The sequence below is a fragment of the Paenibacillus sp. FW101-FHT12H11 genome, assembly GCF_058790355.1.
Window position 1 is genome coordinate 620,619 of record NZ_JBYTCO010000004.1, and the last position, 19,666, is coordinate 640,284.

19 protein-coding genes and 1 riboswitch are annotated in these 19,666 nt (G+C 49.3%); of the genes, 13 read left to right on the top strand and 6 right to left on the bottom strand.

Going from position 1 to position 19,666, the window contains the following annotated elements:
* Positions 1–153: 153 nt before the first annotated feature.
* Positions 154–576: a hypothetical protein gene (locus tag AC3WTJ_RS16295; RefSeq protein ID WP_127455539.1), complete on the top strand. Its 423-nt coding sequence runs from the start codon at positions 154–156 to the stop codon at positions 574–576.
* A gap of 68 nt (positions 577–644) precedes the next feature.
* On the opposite strand, the gene AC3WTJ_RS16300 is transcribed toward AC3WTJ_RS16295, so the two are convergent.
* Complete coding sequence (locus AC3WTJ_RS16300; protein WP_492522640.1) at positions 645–1,517, bottom strand: LytR/AlgR family response regulator transcription factor; 873 nt, start codon at positions 1,515–1,517, stop codon at positions 645–647.
* 85 nt (positions 1,518–1,602) lie between these two features.
* On the opposite strand from AC3WTJ_RS16300, the gene AC3WTJ_RS16305 reads away from it, so the two are divergent.
* The gene (locus AC3WTJ_RS16305) at positions 1,603–2,232 is read left to right on the top strand and encodes a hypothetical protein (RefSeq protein ID WP_492522641.1); all 630 of its coding nucleotides are present in this window, start codon (positions 1,603–1,605) and stop codon (positions 2,230–2,232) included.
* Here the strand turns inward: AC3WTJ_RS16305 and AC3WTJ_RS16310 are convergent.
* Positions 2,203–2,844: a helix-turn-helix domain-containing protein gene (locus tag AC3WTJ_RS16310; RefSeq protein WP_492522642.1), complete on the bottom strand. Its 642-nt coding sequence runs from the start codon at positions 2,842–2,844 to the stop codon at positions 2,203–2,205. The genes AC3WTJ_RS16305 and AC3WTJ_RS16310 overlap by 30 nt on opposite strands.
* 195 nt (positions 2,845–3,039) lie before the next feature.
* Here AC3WTJ_RS16310 and sigI point away from each other — a divergent pair, with 195 nt between their 5' ends.
* The 5 genes from sigI (at position 3,040) to AC3WTJ_RS16335 (ending at position 8,934) form a co-directional block, all read left to right on the top strand.
* Complete coding sequence (gene sigI, locus AC3WTJ_RS16315) at positions 3,040–3,819, top strand: RNA polymerase sigma factor SigI (RefSeq protein ID WP_492522643.1); 780 nt, start codon at positions 3,040–3,042, stop codon at positions 3,817–3,819.
* 29 nt (positions 3,820–3,848) lie between these two features.
* Positions 3,849–5,288 carry an anti-sigma-I factor RsgI family protein gene (locus tag AC3WTJ_RS16320; RefSeq protein ID WP_492522644.1) on the top strand — a complete coding sequence of 480 codons (1,440 nt, stop codon included), beginning with the start codon at positions 3,849–3,851 and terminating at the stop codon, positions 5,286–5,288.
* A gap of 394 nt (positions 5,289–5,682) precedes the next feature.
* Complete coding sequence (locus tag AC3WTJ_RS16325; protein ID WP_492522645.1) at positions 5,683–6,696, top strand: aldo/keto reductase; 1,014 nt, start codon at positions 5,683–5,685, stop codon at positions 6,694–6,696.
* 21 nt (positions 6,697–6,717) lie between these two features.
* Positions 6,718–8,226: a leucyl aminopeptidase gene (locus AC3WTJ_RS16330; RefSeq protein ID WP_492522646.1), complete on the top strand. Its 1,509-nt coding sequence runs from the start codon at positions 6,718–6,720 to the stop codon at positions 8,224–8,226.
* A gap of 192 nt (positions 8,227–8,418) precedes the next feature.
* Complete coding sequence (locus AC3WTJ_RS16335; protein WP_492522647.1) at positions 8,419–8,934, top strand: CPBP family intramembrane glutamic endopeptidase; 516 nt, start codon at positions 8,419–8,421, stop codon at positions 8,932–8,934.
* A 69-nt stretch (positions 8,935–9,003) separates the two neighbouring features.
* On the opposite strand, the gene AC3WTJ_RS16340 is transcribed toward AC3WTJ_RS16335, so the two are convergent.
* On the bottom strand, positions 9,004–9,561 hold the full coding sequence (locus AC3WTJ_RS16340) for a hypothetical protein (RefSeq protein ID WP_407869352.1): 558 nt from the start codon (positions 9,559–9,561) through the stop codon (positions 9,004–9,006).
* Between the two features lie 132 nt (positions 9,562–9,693).
* Between AC3WTJ_RS16340 and AC3WTJ_RS16345 the strand changes: the two genes are divergently transcribed.
* From AC3WTJ_RS16345 to AC3WTJ_RS16365, 5 genes are all read left to right on the top strand, one after another.
* On the top strand, positions 9,694–10,962 hold the full coding sequence (locus AC3WTJ_RS16345) for an MFS transporter (RefSeq protein ID WP_492522648.1): 1,269 nt from the start codon (positions 9,694–9,696) through the stop codon (positions 10,960–10,962).
* Between the two features lie 9 nt (positions 10,963–10,971).
* Positions 10,972–11,895, top strand: a complete 924-nt coding sequence (locus AC3WTJ_RS16350) for a Gfo/Idh/MocA family protein (protein WP_492522649.1) — start codon at positions 10,972–10,974, stop codon at positions 11,893–11,895.
* Between the two features lie 62 nt (positions 11,896–11,957).
* The gene (locus tag AC3WTJ_RS16355; RefSeq protein WP_492522650.1) at positions 11,958–12,113 is read left to right on the top strand and encodes a hypothetical protein; all 156 of its coding nucleotides are present in this window, start codon (positions 11,958–11,960) and stop codon (positions 12,111–12,113) included.
* 554 nt (positions 12,114–12,667) lie between these two features.
* Positions 12,668–13,642: a helix-turn-helix transcriptional regulator gene (locus tag AC3WTJ_RS16360; RefSeq protein ID WP_492522651.1), complete on the top strand. Its 975-nt coding sequence runs from the start codon at positions 12,668–12,670 to the stop codon at positions 13,640–13,642.
* 77 nt (positions 13,643–13,719) lie between these two features.
* The gene (locus AC3WTJ_RS16365; protein WP_492522652.1) at positions 13,720–14,229 is read left to right on the top strand and encodes a DinB family protein; all 510 of its coding nucleotides are present in this window, start codon (positions 13,720–13,722) and stop codon (positions 14,227–14,229) included.
* A 59-nt stretch (positions 14,230–14,288) separates the two neighbouring features.
* Here the strand turns inward: AC3WTJ_RS16365 and gcvPB are convergent, their stop codons facing one another.
* Genes gcvPB through gcvT form a run of 3 tightly spaced genes read right to left on the bottom strand, consistent with a single transcriptional unit; the run spans position 14,289 to position 18,250 of the window.
* On the bottom strand, positions 14,289–15,782 hold the full coding sequence (gcvPB, locus tag AC3WTJ_RS16370; protein ID WP_492522653.1) for an aminomethyl-transferring glycine dehydrogenase subunit GcvPB: 1,494 nt from the start codon (positions 15,780–15,782) through the stop codon (positions 14,289–14,291).
* Positions 15,779–17,131 (bottom strand): aminomethyl-transferring glycine dehydrogenase subunit GcvPA, encoded by a 1,353-nt coding sequence (gcvPA, locus tag AC3WTJ_RS16375; protein WP_492522654.1) that lies wholly within the window; start codon positions 17,129–17,131, stop codon positions 15,779–15,781. The genes gcvPB and gcvPA overlap by 4 nt, the downstream gene beginning before the upstream one ends.
* A 24-nt stretch (positions 17,132–17,155) precedes the next feature.
* On the bottom strand, positions 17,156–18,250 hold the full coding sequence (gene gcvT, locus AC3WTJ_RS16380; protein WP_492522655.1) for a glycine cleavage system aminomethyltransferase GcvT: 1,095 nt from the start codon (positions 18,248–18,250) through the stop codon (positions 17,156–17,158).
* Positions 18,251–18,455: 205 nt separating this feature from the next.
* Positions 18,456–18,553, bottom strand: a riboswitch (glycine riboswitch).
* A 161-nt stretch (positions 18,554–18,714) separates the two neighbouring features.
* Between gcvT and gcvH the strand changes: the two genes are divergently transcribed.
* The gene (gene gcvH / locus AC3WTJ_RS16385) at positions 18,715–19,104 is read left to right on the top strand and encodes a glycine cleavage system protein GcvH (protein WP_127458654.1); all 390 of its coding nucleotides are present in this window, start codon (positions 18,715–18,717) and stop codon (positions 19,102–19,104) included.
* Positions 19,105–19,666 lie beyond the last annotated feature (562 nt).

Sequence of the window (19,666 nt, forward strand, 5' to 3'; positions counted from 1 at the left end):
GACAGAAAAATATGCGTGGATTGCTAAAATCTAGATGTCTCGTAAAAAAGGAATTTCACACTTTTAAGGCGAATATATTGGATTAATCCGGGTGACAAAGATGATGCTATGATGCAAGTTTTCCTCACGGAAAACGCAAAGGGAGTGATATCGATGAGTTTTTGTTGTGGCGCTAGTATGATTGGAACAAAAGGTACATTGAAGCACATCCGTACACAAATTCATAATGTGCCGATTCTCTTCTGCCCGGTATGTCACCACATTGAGGTTCACTATCTGGTAGAGAACGAATACGAGATATTGGCGGAATACGCCCACGGTGATGGGGCTGCCGAGGTTGATTTTGTAGAATACGTAGATGGGAAGGACCATCTGCTGCATGACAATTGTGTGAATCATGAAGGCGAAGAGCCTATGGATATTGTGCGCAGCCAAATCGATATGGCGCTGGATCTGCTCATGGTGGCGAAATCCTTAGCGGATGCCGAATGGGAAGAGCAGCTCATGAAACGATTGAAAATGCTGAGTGTACGCCGCGATAAGCTGAAAAACAAAAAAACCTCTAAGCCTATGTAGAGGTTCTAACGATAAAAGCCGCTATCTTTTCCAAACGGAAGAGGGGGCGGCTTTTTGTTGTGATGAGTCTAGACTTGGTCATGCAATTCCTGGAGCAACCGCCCGAATTCTTTTTGCAGACTTCTGCTTAAAGGGATTTTTATGGATGTATGATTCAAGTGAATAAGAAATCTACGGGATGTAGGAAATCCGCTGTCCTTCACGTAGCTGACAACATGCCGCATATTCACAAGAAAGCCCTTGAAGGGGCTGAACATCAATGGCGAGCTCTGAGATAGGATATCCGATAAGTTGGTGCTGGAATCCATCTGTGCACCATTCTTGAGATGGATTTTGGTTAATCGCTTGTCCTCTTTCTCGATGAAAAGAATCGATTCCTCCGAGATCGGTAACTGCGATTTTTGATTTTTTACAGTAATCCAATTTGTTTTCATTGAGCCTGGCGTTTGCTGCGTATGACTGCGTTCCAATTGAATCTCAGTAATGGCTTTGCGGATGGCTGCTTGAAACTCAGGCAACATCACGGGCTTTGACAAGAAATAAACAGAACCCAGGTCATGAAAACTCGTGAGGATATGATCGATATTGGTCGTTCCGCTAACCATGATGACCTTCTGCTGATAACCGGATTTGCGTAAAGTCTGTACCATGGCAATGCCGTCCAGATTGCCTTCCAGGCCAATATCGACAAGCAGGATATCCGGGAGAAGCTGTTCATACATTCGAATGAATTGTTCGCCGTCCGTGGCGATCGAAACGACATCTAATTCGCACTGTTGACAATAGATTTCAAGTAATTTACCAACCCAATGATTATCTTCCACAATGGCAACGGTGTAAGGATGCCCCATACGATCATCGCACTCCATTTCTCTAAGACCATCCATGCATTCTGTCAGCTTATGCTCAGAAACAGCCAACTTAGTCCATATTGAACGCAAAAGGTCTATTATCCTGTATAATTCTAGTTGCAGAGTTAATTGATGTAATTTCTGAAGAGCAAGCTTAGAAATGAGGGGTTAGCATTTGTTTACATGGGCGATATTTATCTTGACCTGTCTTGATTTTGTTCCCATGATTTTATTCTCATTGGTTCTATTTAGACAAAAAATAAAGCCGCACGGGTTGCCGATTGCTTTGGCTTTCCTGGCTGGAATGTTGGTCACATACCTAGGCCAAAGGCCTATTTTATACATAAGTATCATCTGTGTGCTATTAGTAACTGTTTGGAAATTTTATCCAATACCTGCCGTCATTCTCGCATTATCCGGATACATCCTGTCTGTGATTGTATCGACTGGCGTTTATGCGATATGGGAACTGACTCCGCTCACTTCGTATGCAGCAATGAAAAATAAACCGGATGAGTTCGTTATCGTCCTGCTTCTGGCATTAGGCGCGAAATGCGGTATTCTTGCAGGAATACATAAACTTCGCCTAGGTTTTACGTTCTTGACGCATTACACGCGAATAATGCCAACCAAAGAAAATGCAGGCTTCTATCTTTTCATTATTGTCGTAATCGTTGGAATTATTTACCGGCATTCCTATCCAAACAGCGTGCTAAGCGCACTGATGCCGATTCAAATGCTTGGTATCGCAACAGCACTATTCATCTATGTTATGCTAGGTAAGGAGCTTAGCTTTCAACGATAAGGGATGGCCATCGCCATCGGCCTGAGCTGTAGCGCCAGTATTGCGAGCCACATAATCCACAAGGGTTTGATGATGTTTCATCTGCGCCATGGCAGCGATGGTAACATAAGGTCCATCTTCATAAGCATCAAAATAAAGTTTGCCTTCTGAGGGGGCATACTTTTTTATTTTGTTCAGATTGACGAACAGGTGCATATCCATTTTTGCAAATTGAAGATCCATTAATGCTTCTATGAAACTAGTAAAAGCCACGAGTGATTCTACGTTTTCTTCCACCAAGCCATCTTGTGAGACGTACTTGATCGATTTCGTACCGAACTCCACATACCAGACATTATCTAAACGGATTTCGTTAGGCGTCTGCCAAGATGACGCTTCTTCCAGATATCCGGCTTTCATTAAAAGATCCGTGTAAGGATATTGATAAGCTTGCGAAAGCTTCCTTAAGGTGTCAGGGGATGGCTTGATGATGTCATTCGTGGTACGATTACGTCCGAGCTCTAAGTCTCGAATGTACGCATGAGACAGGCCGCTTTTGCTGGCAACCTTGCGCAAGGACATCTTGCCTCGCAGCGTCTCGAGAAACTTGCCAAATTGATTACCTTGTTCCAAATGAAACACCTCCTTACCATAATTGTAAAGGATTCTAGTTTAAATTGAAATCGCTACAGAGGTTTTATTTCCCAGTAGGTGCTCATTTGGACATCTATGTTATAATAAATTTGCTTTTTATTTCTGTTTTACATATGTTGTACCCCCCGAATTGATATACATAAGGACGAAATTACTATACTGTGAGGTGGAAAGGTGCTACTGGTACTATTCAAAAGGTTCCTTGGAAAAAAGGAATCCCAGGGTCAAAGTGAATCCTATGCCTCTTCCCTTGAGGTTACCATACATCAAATTCAATCAGGAGACCTAAGACTTAGGAATCAATTTATTTCAGACTATCAGCCCTATGTGGCTAAAGTGACAAGCAGGTTCTGTAAAAGGTATATAGATCCGGCTAGGGATGATGAATTCAGCATTGCTTTAGGGGCATTTAATGAAGCCATTAATCAATATTCTTCTGTGATGGGGAGATCTTTCCTCGGGTTTGCCGAAACCGTCATGCGGAGAAGGTTAATTGATTTCTTGCGTAAAGAACAACGTTTCAAAGGACAGATTCCTTATAGTTCATTCGATCAGGAAGATGATGAAGATAACCTACTCAATCCGATTGAGGTTCATCAAGCCATAGAAGCTTATGAAAAGCAAAAAGGACTTGAAGAACGGCGAAGTGAAATTATGGATTTCAGTCGCTGCTTAAGTGACTTTGATATCGATTTCTCTGAGTTGACGGAAGCCTCTCCTAAACATGACGATTCCAGACAGATGCTTTTCGGCATTGGTCGGACGCTGGCACAGGATGCGGAACTTATGCGGACTCTTCTAACGAAACGGCAGCTACCCATTAAAGAGCTGCTGGAGCAAGTACAGGTTTCTAGAAAAACCTTGGAGCGCAACCGTAAGTTTTTGATAGCTATCGCTCTCATCTACAACGGTCCATACCCTTACTTGCGGGATTATTTACATATTCGAGAATGAGGACGGCATTAAGAAAGGAAGAACAGCGCATGAACAAGGGAATCGTAATGGAAATTAGTGACAGCTCCATTATTGTCATGAGTCCAGAGGGTCGATTTGAGAAGCTCCCTAGGGGAACACGAAACTGTGAAGTAGGAGAAGAAATCCTGTTCGCACCTGCGATAAGACGCTTCCGGGTACCGCAAATAGGGATTCTATCTGGTTTGGCCGCCGCAATTATCGTGTGCTTCGTCTTGGTATCCACTTTAACGGGAAGTGTGCCAGGTGGCCAAGTGGTTGCTTACGTAACCATCGATATCAACCCAAGTGTTGAAATTGGGATTGATGACAAAGAGGTTGTTCAAGATCTACAGGGATTAAATTCAGACGGCGATGAGTTAATCAGCACCTTGGAGTACAAGGGCAAGTCGTTAGAAGCTGTTACCTCAGACATCTTAGATAAAGCGGAGCAGGGAGCCCTTGCCAAAGGGGAAGGCGATATTATCATCTCATCTACAGTCGTAGAACAAAAAGCAGCGGTGAATGATGAGGCGATTGCCACCAAATTGAAGAATCAGGTGAGCAAGCATATTGAGCAATCGCATCCCGATCAAGTCCAAAACTATGAAGTGACGGCGTTCGCAGCACCGCAAGAAGTGAGACAAGAAGCCAAGGCCAGCGGTGTATCCGCAGGGAAATATGCCATCTATCTCAATGCCGTAGACAACGGGGCAAAAGTATCGCTGGATGACATCAAAAGCGTGTCCATTCATCAGCTGGCCAAAGAAAACGGCGGGATCGACAAGCTGGTGCCATCATCAAAGCCTATCGATAAGTCTTCACTGCAAAGACTTGTCGCCGATGAAAAATCAGGGAAATTGAGTGAGCGAATTCAGCAAATTCAAAATGACCGAGATAAAGGCAAAAGCAATGCAAGCAATGATAAAAACGATAAGAACGACAAGAACGATAAAAATGGCAATGGCAATAATAACAATACCAAGATCGGTAAAAACGAGAATAATGGCAAGCCTAGCGTGAAGCCGACACCTACGCCTACGCCAAAAAACAACCGCAATGATAACAAGAACGGCCAGAATGTTAAGAACGGTCGCGAAGATGATGATGACAAAAATGGCAAGAACAACAACGATGATAAGAACGGCAAAGATAACAATGGCAAAGATAACAATGGCCGGGATAACAACGGCAAAGATAATGAAGATGATGACAAAAATGCATTAAAACCAGGCCGCAAGGACGACAATGACGATGATCCGAAAAATGGATCATCGTCAAAGCCACGAGAGACCCCTAAGCCTAGTGTTAAGCCTACCGTTAAACCAACAAGCCCGAGCAAGCCGACGGCCAAACCGACAGCGAAACCAACGGCAAAGCCGACATCGACTCCAAAGTCAGATGATAACAATTTCAATTGGAATTGGGGCAATCGGGATTGGGGACAGAAGAAGGACGGCAAGGATGATTGATGAGTTGTAAACCCTGAGACACTTTGATGAGTGTCTCAGGGTTTTTATTTGGGGGAGAGGTGGCAGGGGCTGCCTCAGCCAACTCGCGATATCTACATGGATTTTCCGATAGGGGAACTAGGGGCCACTATTTGCTGCAAAACAGGCGTTTGGTAGATGTAAGGGAACTCAGATCCCTTACTTTTCTAATTTGCGACGAATTGCTATCCATTTTGAGAGAATAACGCCCTGTGGTTCCCATACGCACTCCAATATACAGTTTTCTCAAGATATAGCACCCTGTAGTTCCTCTAAGCATGCACGATCTCGTGGAAAGTAGGATAGAGTTGTATTACAATAGTTGCATGTGCAATTATTCATATCTTCGTTAACGGAATGGAAGGGTGATCTTGGTTTGAGGTATTCGAGATTCGGCAAATCCGGTTATAACGTATCGTCATTGGGCTTTGGAGCAATGAATCTTCCCAATGTACCTTTGGAACAGGCTAGAGAGGCGTTGAATTATGCCCTGGATCACGGCATTAATTATATCGACACTGCAGCCGCCTATCGCAACAGCGAAGAGATCATCGGCGAATGCATTTCGCATCGCAGGGACGAGTATTTTTTGGCGACGAAGACAGGAGCGCGTGATTATGAAACGGCGAAGGCGGAGATCGAGCGAAGCCTCGTGCGTATGAAAACGGACCATGTCGATTTGCTGCAAATTCACTATGTGAACTACGTAACTGAATTTAAAAAGGCTATGGATATCGAAGGCGCTTACAAAGCCGCGCTGGAAGCTCAGCGAGCAGGCAAAGTCCGATTTATCGGAATTTCCGGACATCGGCCGGATTTGCTGACGAAATGGATCGCAAAAGGGCAATTCGATCAAATTTTGTTTCACTTGAATTTAGCGCAGCCTTTTGCCTTAGAGGAGCTTATTCCCAAAGCAACAGAGATGGATTTGATGAAGGTTGCGATGAAACCACTATCAGGTGGATTCATTCAACCCGTTGACCGGGCCATCCGATATCCGTACAGCCAGAACGTTCATGTAACCATTTCGGGGATGGTCAGTGTGAAGGAAGTGCAGGAAAACCTGGCTGCGCAAGAGCAGGAGGTTGGAACGGAAGAGCGTCAAGAGCTCGAACAATTGGCCGTTGAACTCGGTCAGCATGATTGCAGACGATGTAACTACTGCTCCTGCCCACTTGAAATTGCCATTCCAGATGTGATGATTTCGAGCAAGTTTAGAGAAAAATTTGGTTTACTGCCGAAGGGCGAGGGATTTTTCCAAAGACAAAAGGATAGAATAGTAGGCTGTGCTGACCATGATCCGTGCAAAGAGAAGCCGATTTGCGAAGAGAAATGCCCATATCACCTGCCTATGCAGTCCGTTATTCAGAAGGCAGCATCTTTTTATTAAGCTAACAGGGAGAATGACACTATGTTTGAAAAAAACACAGCAATTACGACGGGCGTGTTCACGTCATTCACGCATAACGAGCAAGGGGCAGACGCCATCGTCGTCTGCCTAAGTGAAGCCGAGCTGCGCGAGGACTCCGTCCTCGGTGAGCCGCAGCTCGATCAAGCCCTTCAGCGCCTGCGCGCGAAGGGCATCTTCACGGGCGCCTCAGGCGAGCTCGAGGCGCTGCCCACCTACGGGCTGCTGCCGTACGCGTACGTGCTCGTTGCGGGGCTCGGCCCCGCAACCTCGCGCGATACGCTGCGAGCAGCCGCCGTGCATGCAGCGCGCGAGGCGCTAGCGCTGAAGCTCGAAAGCTTGGCGCTGAAGCTGCCAAGCGGCTTCGACAGCCGGTCCGCCGTCACGGCGCTGACCGAAGGGCTGCTTCTCAGTACATACCGCATCGCGGTGTACCGCAAAGACGAGCCGGCTCGCGCAGAGCTGCGCCGGGCGGTACTGCTCACAGAAGCGGCTGCGGATGCAGCGCTTCTGGCATCGGCGATCGCAGCCGCTGAGGCGGTTGCGGAGGGCACGAACTATGCCCGGGATCTCACGAACCTCCCGGCCAATAAGCTCCTTCCGGCTACCCTCGCAGAGGAAGCCATGAAGCTTGCCCAGCACTACGGCTTCGGCTGCGAAGTGCTGGATGAGCACGAGATCGCCGCCCGCGGAATGGGCGGTCTGATCGCGGTTGGCGCAGGCAGCGCCAACCCGCCACGGATGATCACCCTGCAATACAAGGGTGATCCGGACTCAGCCGACGTGCTGGGCCTCGTCGGCAAAGGCGTGACCTTCGATACCGGCGGCATCTCGATGAAAAGCCCCGACGGCATGGAAGAGATGATCAGCGATATGGGCGGAGCCGCCACGCTGCTTGGAGCTCTTCACATCGTCGGGCAGTTGAAACCGAAGATGAACCTGGTCGTCGTCATTCCATCGGCGGAAAACATGACGTCCGGCTCGGCCTATCGTCCAGGCGATATCGTGAAGATGCTGAGCGGACACTCCGTGGAAGTGCTGAATACGGACGCAGAGGGCCGTATCATCTTGGCGGAGGGAATTACTTACGCGAAGAAGCTCGGAGCAAATCGCCTGATCGATGTCGCTACGTTGACGGGCGCTATCTTAATCTCCTTCGCCGATGTAGCTACGGGGGCTGTGACGAACGATGACGAGTTCCTGAAGCCATTGCTTCAAGCGGCTGGCGAAGCGGGCGAGAAGCTCTGGCAGCTGCCTAACTACCCGGAGTATCGCGAGATGCTGAAAAGCGATGTGGCGGATATTAAAAATCAAGCCTCTTCAGATCGGTGGGCGGGAGCTATTACCGGAGGGCTTTTCATCGGGTACTTCGCCGAAGAAACGCCTTGGATTCATCTCGATACCGGCGGCACAGCTTGGTTATGGTCAGCCAAGGGCATTGAGCCCAAGGGCGCAACAGGCGTTATGGTACGGACACTAGCTGCTTATTTATGCGGCGATTCTTTAAGATAAATGCTCTTTTAATAAAAAATGAGGCTGTCCCAAAAGTCATCCAATGACCGAGGGAGAGCCTTTTTTTCGATTTCTTTGATCTAAATAGAGTGGAAACTAGGGTACAATCCCATTGGTCTGCGCCTACGGCAGTTTGGAATTGCTTTACTGATTGGACTGTTCGTTTGTGTGGTTGTTAAATGGACAGAGTCTATGGTTACGTCAGCAGGCTGGGAAGTAAATTCAAGCTATCAATGGTCTGAATTTTTGTCCGCTAGTTGGTGGAGTTTGAAGTCTGTTTGGTTTGAAGAGCTGCTATTTCGAGGTGCATTGCTTGTCATACTGATCCGCTGGCTGGGCGTTCGATTGGGAATTGTTCTTTCGGCAACTGCGTTTGGGGCTTATCACTGGTTCTCTTATGGTTTGTTCGGCAATATTCCTGTCATGATCTTGATGTTTGCAGCTACTTTTGTGATGGGACTGGTGTGGGCGTATGCGTACTCAAAATCGGGTTCCATGGCCATCGCAGCGGGCAGCCATCTTGGTTGGAATGCAACATCCGCAATCATCTTCTCTGACGGTCCTATCGGTGATCAGTTGTTAATTCAGCTTAAAGGTGCTGAGTATGTTCCGCTCACGGGACTGCCGTCGCTATTGTTTTTTATCGCTTCCAACATAGCGTTACCATTCATACTTTTTTTCTGGATTAAGTACAAGAAACAGGCTTAAACATTCGGCTCCATAAAAAAGAGGCTGCCCTAAGTCATCCAATGACCGTAGGACAGCCTCGTTTGTCGTTTAAGCACCGACACTTCTTCCGGCTGCGGCAGGCTGCGAAACTGTTTTTTGCAGCAGCTCATTCACATCGGATAATTGAATAACGATTCTGTTGATTTCATTCGTCGTATAAGAGAGCTGGCTCATACGCTGCTGAAGCTGCGGCAAGGAGATGCCGACCCAGCCCTTCTTGCTGCGATGCAGGGATAAGTCATATTTGAGCACCGTCATTGTGGCGGCAAAAGGATCTGGTTTGACATAAACATCTCTCATGACATCATCCAGATTGAAATAGAGCTGCCCACGGTCCCATTTAACAAAACCTTGCTCGAACAAGATCACTAGGAAATCGGAACCTGACTTGTCTTTGTTCTCCATCGTAATAAGTCGGACAGCGCCTTTGGCCTGATTCGGCTTGATGTACTGGCCTGAACGAATATCAGGAAGGAACGGAACAATGAGAAGCGGGCCTACGCTGGCGATATACAAATAAGTTGTTGACTGAAACACAAGAGAGAGTACAATAAAGGTCAAAAAGAGTATTGAGCTTGTGATAAGACCAAAATGGTTTGGTTTCATAGTATGTCGATGATCCCGCCTGACATGATAGATTAGGTAGTCTGTCCCATTTTACCATAAGCGCCCTATATCTTGTAAACTATTAGATCTTTCAATAGGTTTTACCCTTACAAAATGGAGGCGAGCACGCTTATGAAAATGCTGGACAGCTTGTGGAATCCCCGGAAAAAACGCTCCTACTACCGAAAAAGTCTCCTCATCGCTACGCTGGAAGGATTCCCGGCTGTTGTGATTTTTCAGCTTTTGGGCGGTCCTTTCTTGACCGGTTATTTATTGTACCTTGGTGCGACATCGACGGAGATCGGGTTTATACTAGCCGTTACGACCGTGGTGAATATCATCCAAATCGGCATGGCTGTAGCGATGCAAAAATTCAGGAACCGCAAGCGGATGCTCCTCATTTTCGGCTCCTCTCACAGGTTATTATGGGCTTCCGTGGGTTTGATCCCGTTTCTGCTTCCGCAAGATTGGTGGGTCGTGATGTACATCATTCTGTATACGGTGGCACATTTGGGCAATGCCGCAGGCGGTGTTGTATGGACCTCGCTAATTAGCGATGCGGTTCCGGGCCCGGTTCGCGGGCGGTATTTCGGAATTCGCAATACAATTCTAGGCGGAGTAAGTTCCCTTGCCCTTTTCATAGGCGGGCAGATTCTGGATAAATATCCCGGCGGACAGGGTTTTACCTATTTATTTATGATTGTCGGCGTTTGCGCGATCCTCAATATACTGGCTTATTGCTTGTATCCGAATCCGCCTTTTGAGCCGTCCAAGGAATCGAATCCGATTGGAATGATTGGGAAGCCATTGAAGGACCGCGCTTTTATAAAAGCGATTATTTTCTTAGCTGTATTTTTATTTGTGCAAAGTTTGACCGTACCGCTATTTTCCTATGTGATGCTAAAGCTCATGGCTATTAATTATGAAACAGTCTCCTACATCACCGTTGTCCATACGTTGGTCATGATGGCAAGCTACTATGTTTGGGGTAACCTGAACGCACGTTATTCAGCGCAAACCTTGCTGTTATGGTCTTTACCGATCATTGCCCTCGCTTGTCTGTTGTGGGGGGCGATTGCCTTCATTCCGGCGATTGTCGTGCTTTATGCGGTTCATATCGTGCTGGGTGTAGGACTCGGCGGGTTTAACCAGATGGTCTTCACATTTACAATTGGCGATACGCCGAAAAGTGAACGGCCCATGTACATTGCAACGTACTCAGCGATTACGGGTTTTGCCGCCTTTTTAGGACCGATTGTTGGGGGAAAAGTATATGAGCTCATTGCGGAGGCCCCGATGTGGATGCAGGTTTATGGCGTTTCAACACTTGTGGGCGCTGTGCTGATGATACTTGGATTCGTGGTAGGACGCCTTGTACTCGGGAAACAAATAAGGAGCTGACTTTTCAAAATGACAAGAAAAAGAATTGGAATCATCGGGCTTGGGGATATCGCGCAAAAAGTATATCTGCCCCTGCTTTCCGTTAATGAACAAGTAGACATTGCAGGCATTATGAGCTCCACACCGGCAACCGTTGAACGAATGAAAGCAAAATATCGTATCCCATTCGGGGCAACGAAGCTCGAGGAGCTGCTCGCGCTTGATTTAGACGCTGTTTTCGTGCACAGCCCGACCCCGACCCATTATGAAATTGCAATGAAAAGCATGGAGCAGGGGGTGGCGGTTTATGTAGATAAACCACTTTCCTACGACTGGGAGCAGTCGGTAGAGATGGCTTCTTACGCGGAACGAAAAGGCGTGCTCCTTGCAGCGGGCTTTAACCGCAGGTTTGCTCCGCTCTATCTCGAGGCGCGAGACTGGCTGCGCGAAGCAGGCGGGTTCGATTGGTGCTCAGCGGTTAAACATCGGATTAAGCAGCAAGGTCACGGCGCGAAAGAGACGTTGTATGATGATTTGATCCATATGCTGGATCTTTTGCTTTGGCTGGGGGAGAGCCCCTATGAAGTGGCTTCGTCTCATCAACAAGTGGATGAAGTTGGAAAGCTGCTTCATGCCTCAGGTACACTGTCTTTTGGCTCATCGCAAGGCACTTACAGCATGGTGAGGCTGGCTGGCGTGGATTTGGAAAAAGTCGAGCTGCACGGCAGCGGCCGTTCGGTCGAGGTGACGAATCTGGAGTCGGCGGTCTTCTATGAAAAAGGCGCCGCGCCGCGCGTACGTTCCTTTGGAAGCTGGGACACCGTGCTGGAGAGAAGGGGCTTTGCCAGTGTCGTTCAGCATTTCTTGGATAGCCTGGCTAACCCGAATGCCTGCACGATCCGCGGCGACCTTGTGCTCGCGTCTCATCAGCTGGTTGAGCGGCTGTCTGTTTAGAAATGTTGCTTGGGGCTGTCTTTGAGTAGAGTGTAGTGTTCTACTTGGGGGTGGCTTTTTTTATGCTGGGTTGGTTGGGGGCAACGTATCAAGGGTGCTTGTATGTGCCTGTGAGTGCTTGCTGCTGTGCGGGAGCGGGGGAGCGGAACTACAGGGCGCTATTTGAGCGGAATGAGCTGATTTTGGGTCACTGGGGGGAACTACAGGGTCTTAATTGACGGGAGAAGCCGTTATTCGAGCTGAAAATGGTGGAATAGAGGACCTCAGTTCCCTTAGAAGGCTGAATAAGTAGATTATTGCGAAATTAGGGATCGTAGTTCCCATTTGTTAAGGATTCGTTTGGAATAGCGGTTAATTTCACTCAGTAGGCACTTTTTGAGGCACTTTGGTCTGATGGAAGGTTGATATGCAGATCTGATTATAACGTTTAGTTGGAGTAAATCCAACGAGCAGGTCGTCTGGGCAGATTATTCGTGTAGTTCATTGGATCATTTCCAACGAAATAGTTGGAAGTGACTTGATTATGGCTCATTTCAGAGGTTTTATTGGAAATCATCCAATGGAAAGCCGATTTACGAGCCTAAAAAGACCTTCTCATTGGAATTCTTCCAATGGAACATGGAACTTGAAATTGAATCGTATAGTCAGCCACTTTGGCGAATGCGCGTGCGAATCGAATCTTGAAAAGTAACCTCAGCTCAAGCAGAATAAGAGACTTGAACATGCTATGATAAAACCACATGGAAACTATCCCCTGGAGGACTAGCCCCGAATGTCAAAAGCGGATCAAATGCTAGCCATTCTATGGCTCATCAAATCACATAAACAAATAACGGCGAAGCAATTAGCCGCAAAGCTGGAGATTCACATCCGCACGGTGTACCGGTACATCGATGCGTTATGCGCTAGCGGTGTTCCGATCATATCGGATTCCGGGCATCATGGCGGTTACCGCTTGCTCGGGCAGTTTAACGAGGCGCCTCTCGTCTTCGATCTGGATGAGCAGAAGGCGCTTATCCATGCGGCCTCCTTTGCTTTGGAGGCAGGGTATCCCTACGGAGAGAAGCTGAGTCAGGCTGTTGCCAAGCTTAAGTTGTACACCAATCGGGAGCAATTGGAGCAAATCCATCTTCATGAGCAGGGGCTGGACGTCATTTCGCCGCAGGCGGATGCAGCCGAGTCTTACTTGCTGCAAGAAGTGGAGATGGCCGTTGCCAAACGAGTCACGCTGCGCATGCACTATCAAAAAGGCTACGGTACGGCAGCAGAAACCCGCCATCTGGATCCGTATGGACTCGTTTGCTGGAAAAACAAATGGTATGTCGTTGGGCACTGTCATCTGCGGAACGAAATTCGCAGCTTTCGGGTGGACCGCATCCGGGAGTTGTCCAAGATGGATACGACATTCGAGAGGCCGATCGATTTCTCGGCTCGCCAATTCATTCTCACAGGCGTTCTGCCTGACGCAGATAAACCGGAAGAACTGATTTCCATTAAAATCACTGGGAGTGAGCAAGCGCTGGACGACCTGTGCGGCCATTGGTATCTGGCCCATGCGCTAGTAGAGCGCTCACAGTATGAAGCCCATTTTCAAGTGCAGGAGAAAGCTATTCACGCTCATCTTCCCTATCAACTCCTCAGTTATGGAGGCACGATTCAAGTTAAGGAACCTCAACTGCTTATCCAGATGCTGCGGGAAATTACGCTGAATTTACATCAATATTATTCGTCCCTGCCGATTGACTGACCGTTTTTGTCAGTGAAGCCGAGGTACAATGAGCTCATGTGTAACACAGCGTTGCATTCTGAGGAGGATGATGAAGCATGAGAGAACAAACGATCAAAACCTATGATTATCACGTCTGGGCCAATAAAAAAGTATTTGAACGGCTGGCGGAATTGCCGGAGGAAGTCCTGCATCAGGAGCTTGGCAATGTGTTTCCGACGATTTACAACGGGTTGGTGCACATTTATCAGGTGGATGCAGTTTGGTTGTCAGGCATGATGGGAAACAGCTATGAGCAGATTATAGAGCTGTTAGGCACGATTGAAGCTAAAACAGCGGGTAAAAGTCTGAAGGAGCTGCAAGCAGCGTATTGGGAAAAAGCCGAGGAATATCGCGTTTTCCTGCATGGTGTCGACGATTTGGAGGCGAATAAGCAGTTTCCGCATCCAACCTTTGGCGTGCTGAATGCCAGCATTCAAGAATTAATTCAGCATATCGTGAATCATGGCACCTACCACCGCGGCAATATTTCCTCAATGCTCCGTCAGCTGGGACATGCGGGGGCTTCAAGTGATTGGGTCTTCTATTTATACGAAGTCAATAAGTAAGAAAAGGGGCTGCCCTAGAAGTCTAAGGATCATAAGACTTCCAGGGCAGCCCCATCTTTTTATCCGCAGCTGCAATTCAGGACAGGTTTGCGGGCGGCAAGCGCTTCGTCCATGCGGCTGACCACGGTGGTGTATGGCGCATTTTTAACGATATCGGGATTTTCTTCGGCCTCTTTGGCGATAGCGATCATTGTGTCGATGAATTCGTCCAGCGTTTGTTTGCTTTCCGTCTCAGTCGGCTCGATCATGATGCATTCTTCGACGCTAAGCGGGAAGTAGATCGTCGGCGGATGATAGCCGAAGTCAAGCAATCTTTTTGCAATATCGAGAGTGCGTACGCCAAGCTTCTTCTGACGGTTGCCCGACAGTACGAATTCGTGCTTGCAGAAGCGCGGATGCGGCACATCAAAGTAAGGCGTCAGCCTGGCTAGCATGTAGTTGGCGTTGAGTACGGCAAACTCGGATACTTTGCGCAGGCCTTCCGGGCCGAGCGTCCGGATATAGGTATAGGCGCGGACGAGGATGCCGAAGTTACCGTAGTAGCCTTTTACGCGGCCGATCGATTGCGGGTAGTTGTAATCAAAGTAAAAGCTGCCGTCCTTCTTCTGAGCGACAAGCGGCGTAGGCAGGAACGGAATGAGCTTTTCTTTGACGCCGACAGGGCCGGCGCCTGGACCGCCGCCGCCATGCGGGGTGCTCATCGTTTTGTGCAGGTTGAGATGCACGACGTCGAAGCCCATGTCGCCGGGGCGGGTAATGCCCATAATGGCATTCGCGTTAGCGCCGTCGTAATAAAGCAGTCCGCCTGCAGCATGAACGATCTCAGCGATCTCTACGATCTGCTCCTCGAACAAGCCGAGTGTATTTGGATTTGTGAGCATCAGGGCGGCTGTGTCCGGTCCAACGGCTTTGCGAAGCTCATCGAGATTCACGAGACCGCGTTCGTTTGATTTGATTGTGATGGTCTCAAAGCCTGCGACCGTAGCGCTGGCTGGATTCGTGCCGTGTGCGGAGTCCGGGCAAATGACCTTGGTCCGCTTCTCGCCGCGGCTTTCATGGTAGGAGCGAATCATCATGAGTCCGGTCCACTCGCCATGTGCGCCTGCTGCGGGCTGAAGGGTGACGCGATCCATGCCGGTGATGGCTTCAAGGTCCTTTTGGAGGTTGTAGAGCAGCTCCAGGGCGCCTTGCAGCGATTCTTCCGGCTGGTACGGATGTATTTTGGCGAAGCCTGGGAAGCGGGCGACGTCTTCGTTGATTTTGGGATTGTATTTCATAGTGCACGAGCCAAGCGGGTAAAAGCCGTTGTCCACGCCAAAATTGCGGCGCGAGAGGGCTGTGTAGTGGCGGATGACATCCACCTCGTACACTTCCGGCAGCTCCGCGGCGCTTTTGCGTTGGAACTTGGAAGGCAAAACATCGTTCAAATCCAGCTCCGGCACGTCGGATTCCGGCAGGGAATAAGCGACACGGCCCGGGTGGCTCATTTCAAAAATGAGGGCTTTGCCGTCATTTTTCACGTTCATGTTGTTTTCATTCGTACTTGTTGTCATACGAGTTCCTCCAGTGCATCAGCGAAGGCATCGATTTCTTCGCGCGTTCTTTGCTCGGTGACGGCGATTAGCATATGGCCGGCGAGCTCGGGATAATCGCGGCCAAGATCGTAGCCGCCGATGATGTTGTGCTGCAGGAGCTTGCTGCTCAGCTCCTGCACATTCGCGCCGTCCGGAAGCTTGACGGCGAATTCATTGAAGAAGCTGCCTGCAAACGGCAGCGAGAGCTTGCCGGACGCGGTGAGGCGTTTCGCCGCGTAGTGAGCTTTTTGGACGTTGAGCTTGCCAACGTCCTGAATGCCCTGTTTGCCCATCGTGGACAAGTACACGGATGCGCAAAGCGCGAGAAGCGCTTGGTTGGAGCAGATGTTCGACGTGGCTTTCTCACGTCGGATGTGCTGCTCCCGCGCTTGGAGCGTCAAGACGAAGCCGCGCTTGCCGGCGCGGTCGACGGTTTGGCCCACGATGCGCCCCGGCATGCGGCGCATCCAGCTTTCGGCGACGGCGAAGTAGCCGCACGTCGGCCCGCCCAGCGCAGCTGGGATGCCGAGCGGCTGGCAGTCGCCGACAACGATGTCAGCGCCGAGCTTGCCCGGCGCTTCGAGCAGCCCGAGCGTGAGCGGATTCGCGCTCACGACAAGCAGGGCGCCCGCGCCGTGCGCGATCGGTTCTGCAGCGCCGATATCCTCCATGCAGCCGAAGAAATTCGGCGATTGGAGGATGACGGCGGCGGCGCCTTCGGCCTTGGAAGCGAGGTCGTGGAGATCCGTCACACCCTCCGGTGTGAGGCCGATCTCGACCACTTCCAAGTTCAGCCCGCGGGCGGTCGTGCGCAAGATAGCGCGCGCCTCCGGGTGCACCGCGCGGGAGACGAGCAGACGGCTGCGCTTCGTCGCTCCGCTGGCGAGGGCGCCGGCTTCGGCCAGCGCCGTGGCGCCGTCGTACATCGAGGCGTTCGCTACGGCCATGCCGGTAAGCTCGCAAATGTACGACTGGAATTCAAAAATCGCCTGCAGCTCCCCTTGGGAGATCTCCGGCTGATAAGGCGTATACGCGGTGTAAAACTCCGAGCGCGAGATGACATGATTGATCACCACGGGAAGGTGATGATCGTAGATGCCAGCGCCGAGGAAGCTGGCGTAGCGGTCAAAGTCGGCGTTGCGGCTGGATAGGCCGCGCATGTAGCGCAGCAGTCCCTGCTCATCCAGCGCCTTCGATACGTTCAGTTCGCCTTGAAAGCGAACCTGTTGCGGAATATCTTGAAACATCTCTTCCATCGAGGAGATGCCGATTGTCGCCAGCATATCTTTCTGATCTTGCTCGGTAATAGGCAAATAACGATGCTTCATGGTGGGGGCGTGCTCCTCTCCGGGTTACGGCTTTCTTTTATAAAAAGGGGTGGCCACGACTTTCGCTTTGACCTGTGCCCCGCGAATTTCCACATTCACTTCCGTGCCCAGCGCACTGAAGGCGGAATCAATTAAAGCAAGGCCCACATTCGTTTTGAACGTAGGGGACTGTGTGCCCGTTGTGACTTCCCCGATAGGAGCACCCTCCGTCGTGAAAACCTTGTAATGCGGCCGTGGAATGCCACGGTCAATCATCTCAATGCCAACGAGCTTGCGCGGTGTGCCGTTCGATTTATGCCCAGCGATCACATCACGCCCGATGAAATCCCCTTTATCTAATTTCACAAAATAGTTCAGTCCGGCTTCCAACGGCGAAATATCCTGGGAGAGCTCTTGCCCGTAAAGGGGAAGCCGCGCTTCAAAACGCAGCGTATCGCGAGCGCCCAAGCCAGCCGGTACGAGCCCTTGTTCTTGACCTGCCTCCAGGAGGAGTTTCCACAGTTGAACGGCATCGTGCCTATCGACGTACAGCTCGAATCCGTCTTCTCCGGTATAACCTGTACGGGATAGTAGGGTGTTAATACCGGCTACCTTCACGTCGGGTAGGAAACGAAACGTTTTCAAAGTCTGAATAGGAGCGTCTGTCAATTTGGCTAAAATCCGTTCGGCGTGGGGACCTTGCAAAGCGAGCATAGCGGTTTCATCGGATATGTTAGTGATTTCGGTGCGGCCAATAAGATGCTGCTGCATCCATGCCATATCCTTGTCGATATTGGAGGCGTTAATGACCAGCATGTAGTTGTTGTCGCTTCGTTTATAAACGAGCAGATCGTCAACGACACCGCCGTCCGGGTAGCACATGAGGCTGTATTGGCATTGCCCGTTTTCGAGCTTTGCCACATCGTTCGTGGTGATCTTTTGCAGAAAAGAGAGGGCGTCTTCCCCGGTAACCCGGACTTCTCCCATATGCGACACGTCAAAAAGCCCGGCTTGCTGTCTGACGGCATCGTGCTCTTTTTGAATACCTGTGAACTGCACCGGCAGCTCCCAGCCTCCAAAGTCAATAACTCGCGCTCCATGCTCCGCATATACAGGGAAGAGCGGTGTTCGTTTCAGCATGCGTTTACCTCACCTTCGATTTTGTACATCCCATATCTTGCCCAAAATACAAAAAAGAGCAAAAGATATGCAACACAAACATACCTTTTGCCCTGTCCTTTTTACCTGAGAGTTACCTCGATTAGACCCATGTATCTGGCCGTCAAGTTTCCCCTTTGGTGTCCGAGTTTCCGCATGCGCGGTCATTCGAAGCTCTCCAGAGTTGCGTCCGGTACAAGTCCTTTTGCCTGAGAGATTCACCGTTACTCGGCTTACTCCTTCGGCGCCGCGATCGTTCACTGCGGTCTCTCCCTGCACCATCATTCGCCAATATTCAATTTGTAGTATTGTATTAATTTTTGCCTATGAAGGTGTGAATTGTCAATTGTTACTTTTCATAAAATTTACCTTCGTCCGCCTTGACTTTGATGTTCCCATTAGATTAAGCTAAAAGCAAAATTTGCTGGTAAGCGAGGCGTAAAACGATGAGTAACGTACAAGCCAATTTGTTATACACCAAAGAACATGAGTGGGTAGAAAAGCTGTCAGACACGGTTGTTCGTGTAGGTATTACTGATTTTGCCCAAGATCAATTGGGAGATATTGTGTTTGTTGAACTGCCTAAGGCTGGAGCATCCATTACCGCAAATGAAAGCATCGGCAGCGTGGAATCCGTCAAAACGGTTTCCGACATTTTCTCGCCCGTTTCCGGCAAAGTAACAGCTGTGAACGGCTCTTTGGAAGGATCACCGGAGCTGGTAAACAGTGCGCCTTTTGGCGAAGGTTGGATGGTTGAGGTCGAGGTATCCGGCGCGGATGCGCTCGAAGGTTTGCTGACAGCTGATGAATATGCTTCGTATATCGGCAACGAGTAAGACGTGTTACATAAAACGAGTTCCTAGCTATCGATTCTTCGATAGTAGGACTCGTTTTTTTGTTTGCCGGAATGTGGTAAACAATTGTACAACCTAGGTTGTACTTAGTGCAACCAAAACACATATTTTCCCTGTAAAACAGCCGCTCCGTTGTACAAAATACAACCATCTGGGGGGAGCAGGGGGCAAAATAGCCATTTAGAGGTCAAATGGTTGTAAAAAGTGCAACGAGGCGAGGGAGTGAAGCGTGTAAAGCGCTTTCAAGTTGCACAAAGTGCAATATAGCACTGCTTGAACACACACTGGACTCGAACAAACACTCGCTCAAACACTCACTCAAAACACTCACTCAAACACTCACTCAAACACTCACTCAAACACTCACTCAAACACTCGCTCAAACACTTACTCAAACCGAGCCTACACACGCACTTGCACACTGTAGTAAGTTGATAAACCCAATGCAAACGTGCCCCCATCCAAATGTTGTTGATTGGTATGCAGGGATCCAACCTTGGTTGTACTTAGTGCAGCCAAATTACATATTTCTCTACATTAATGC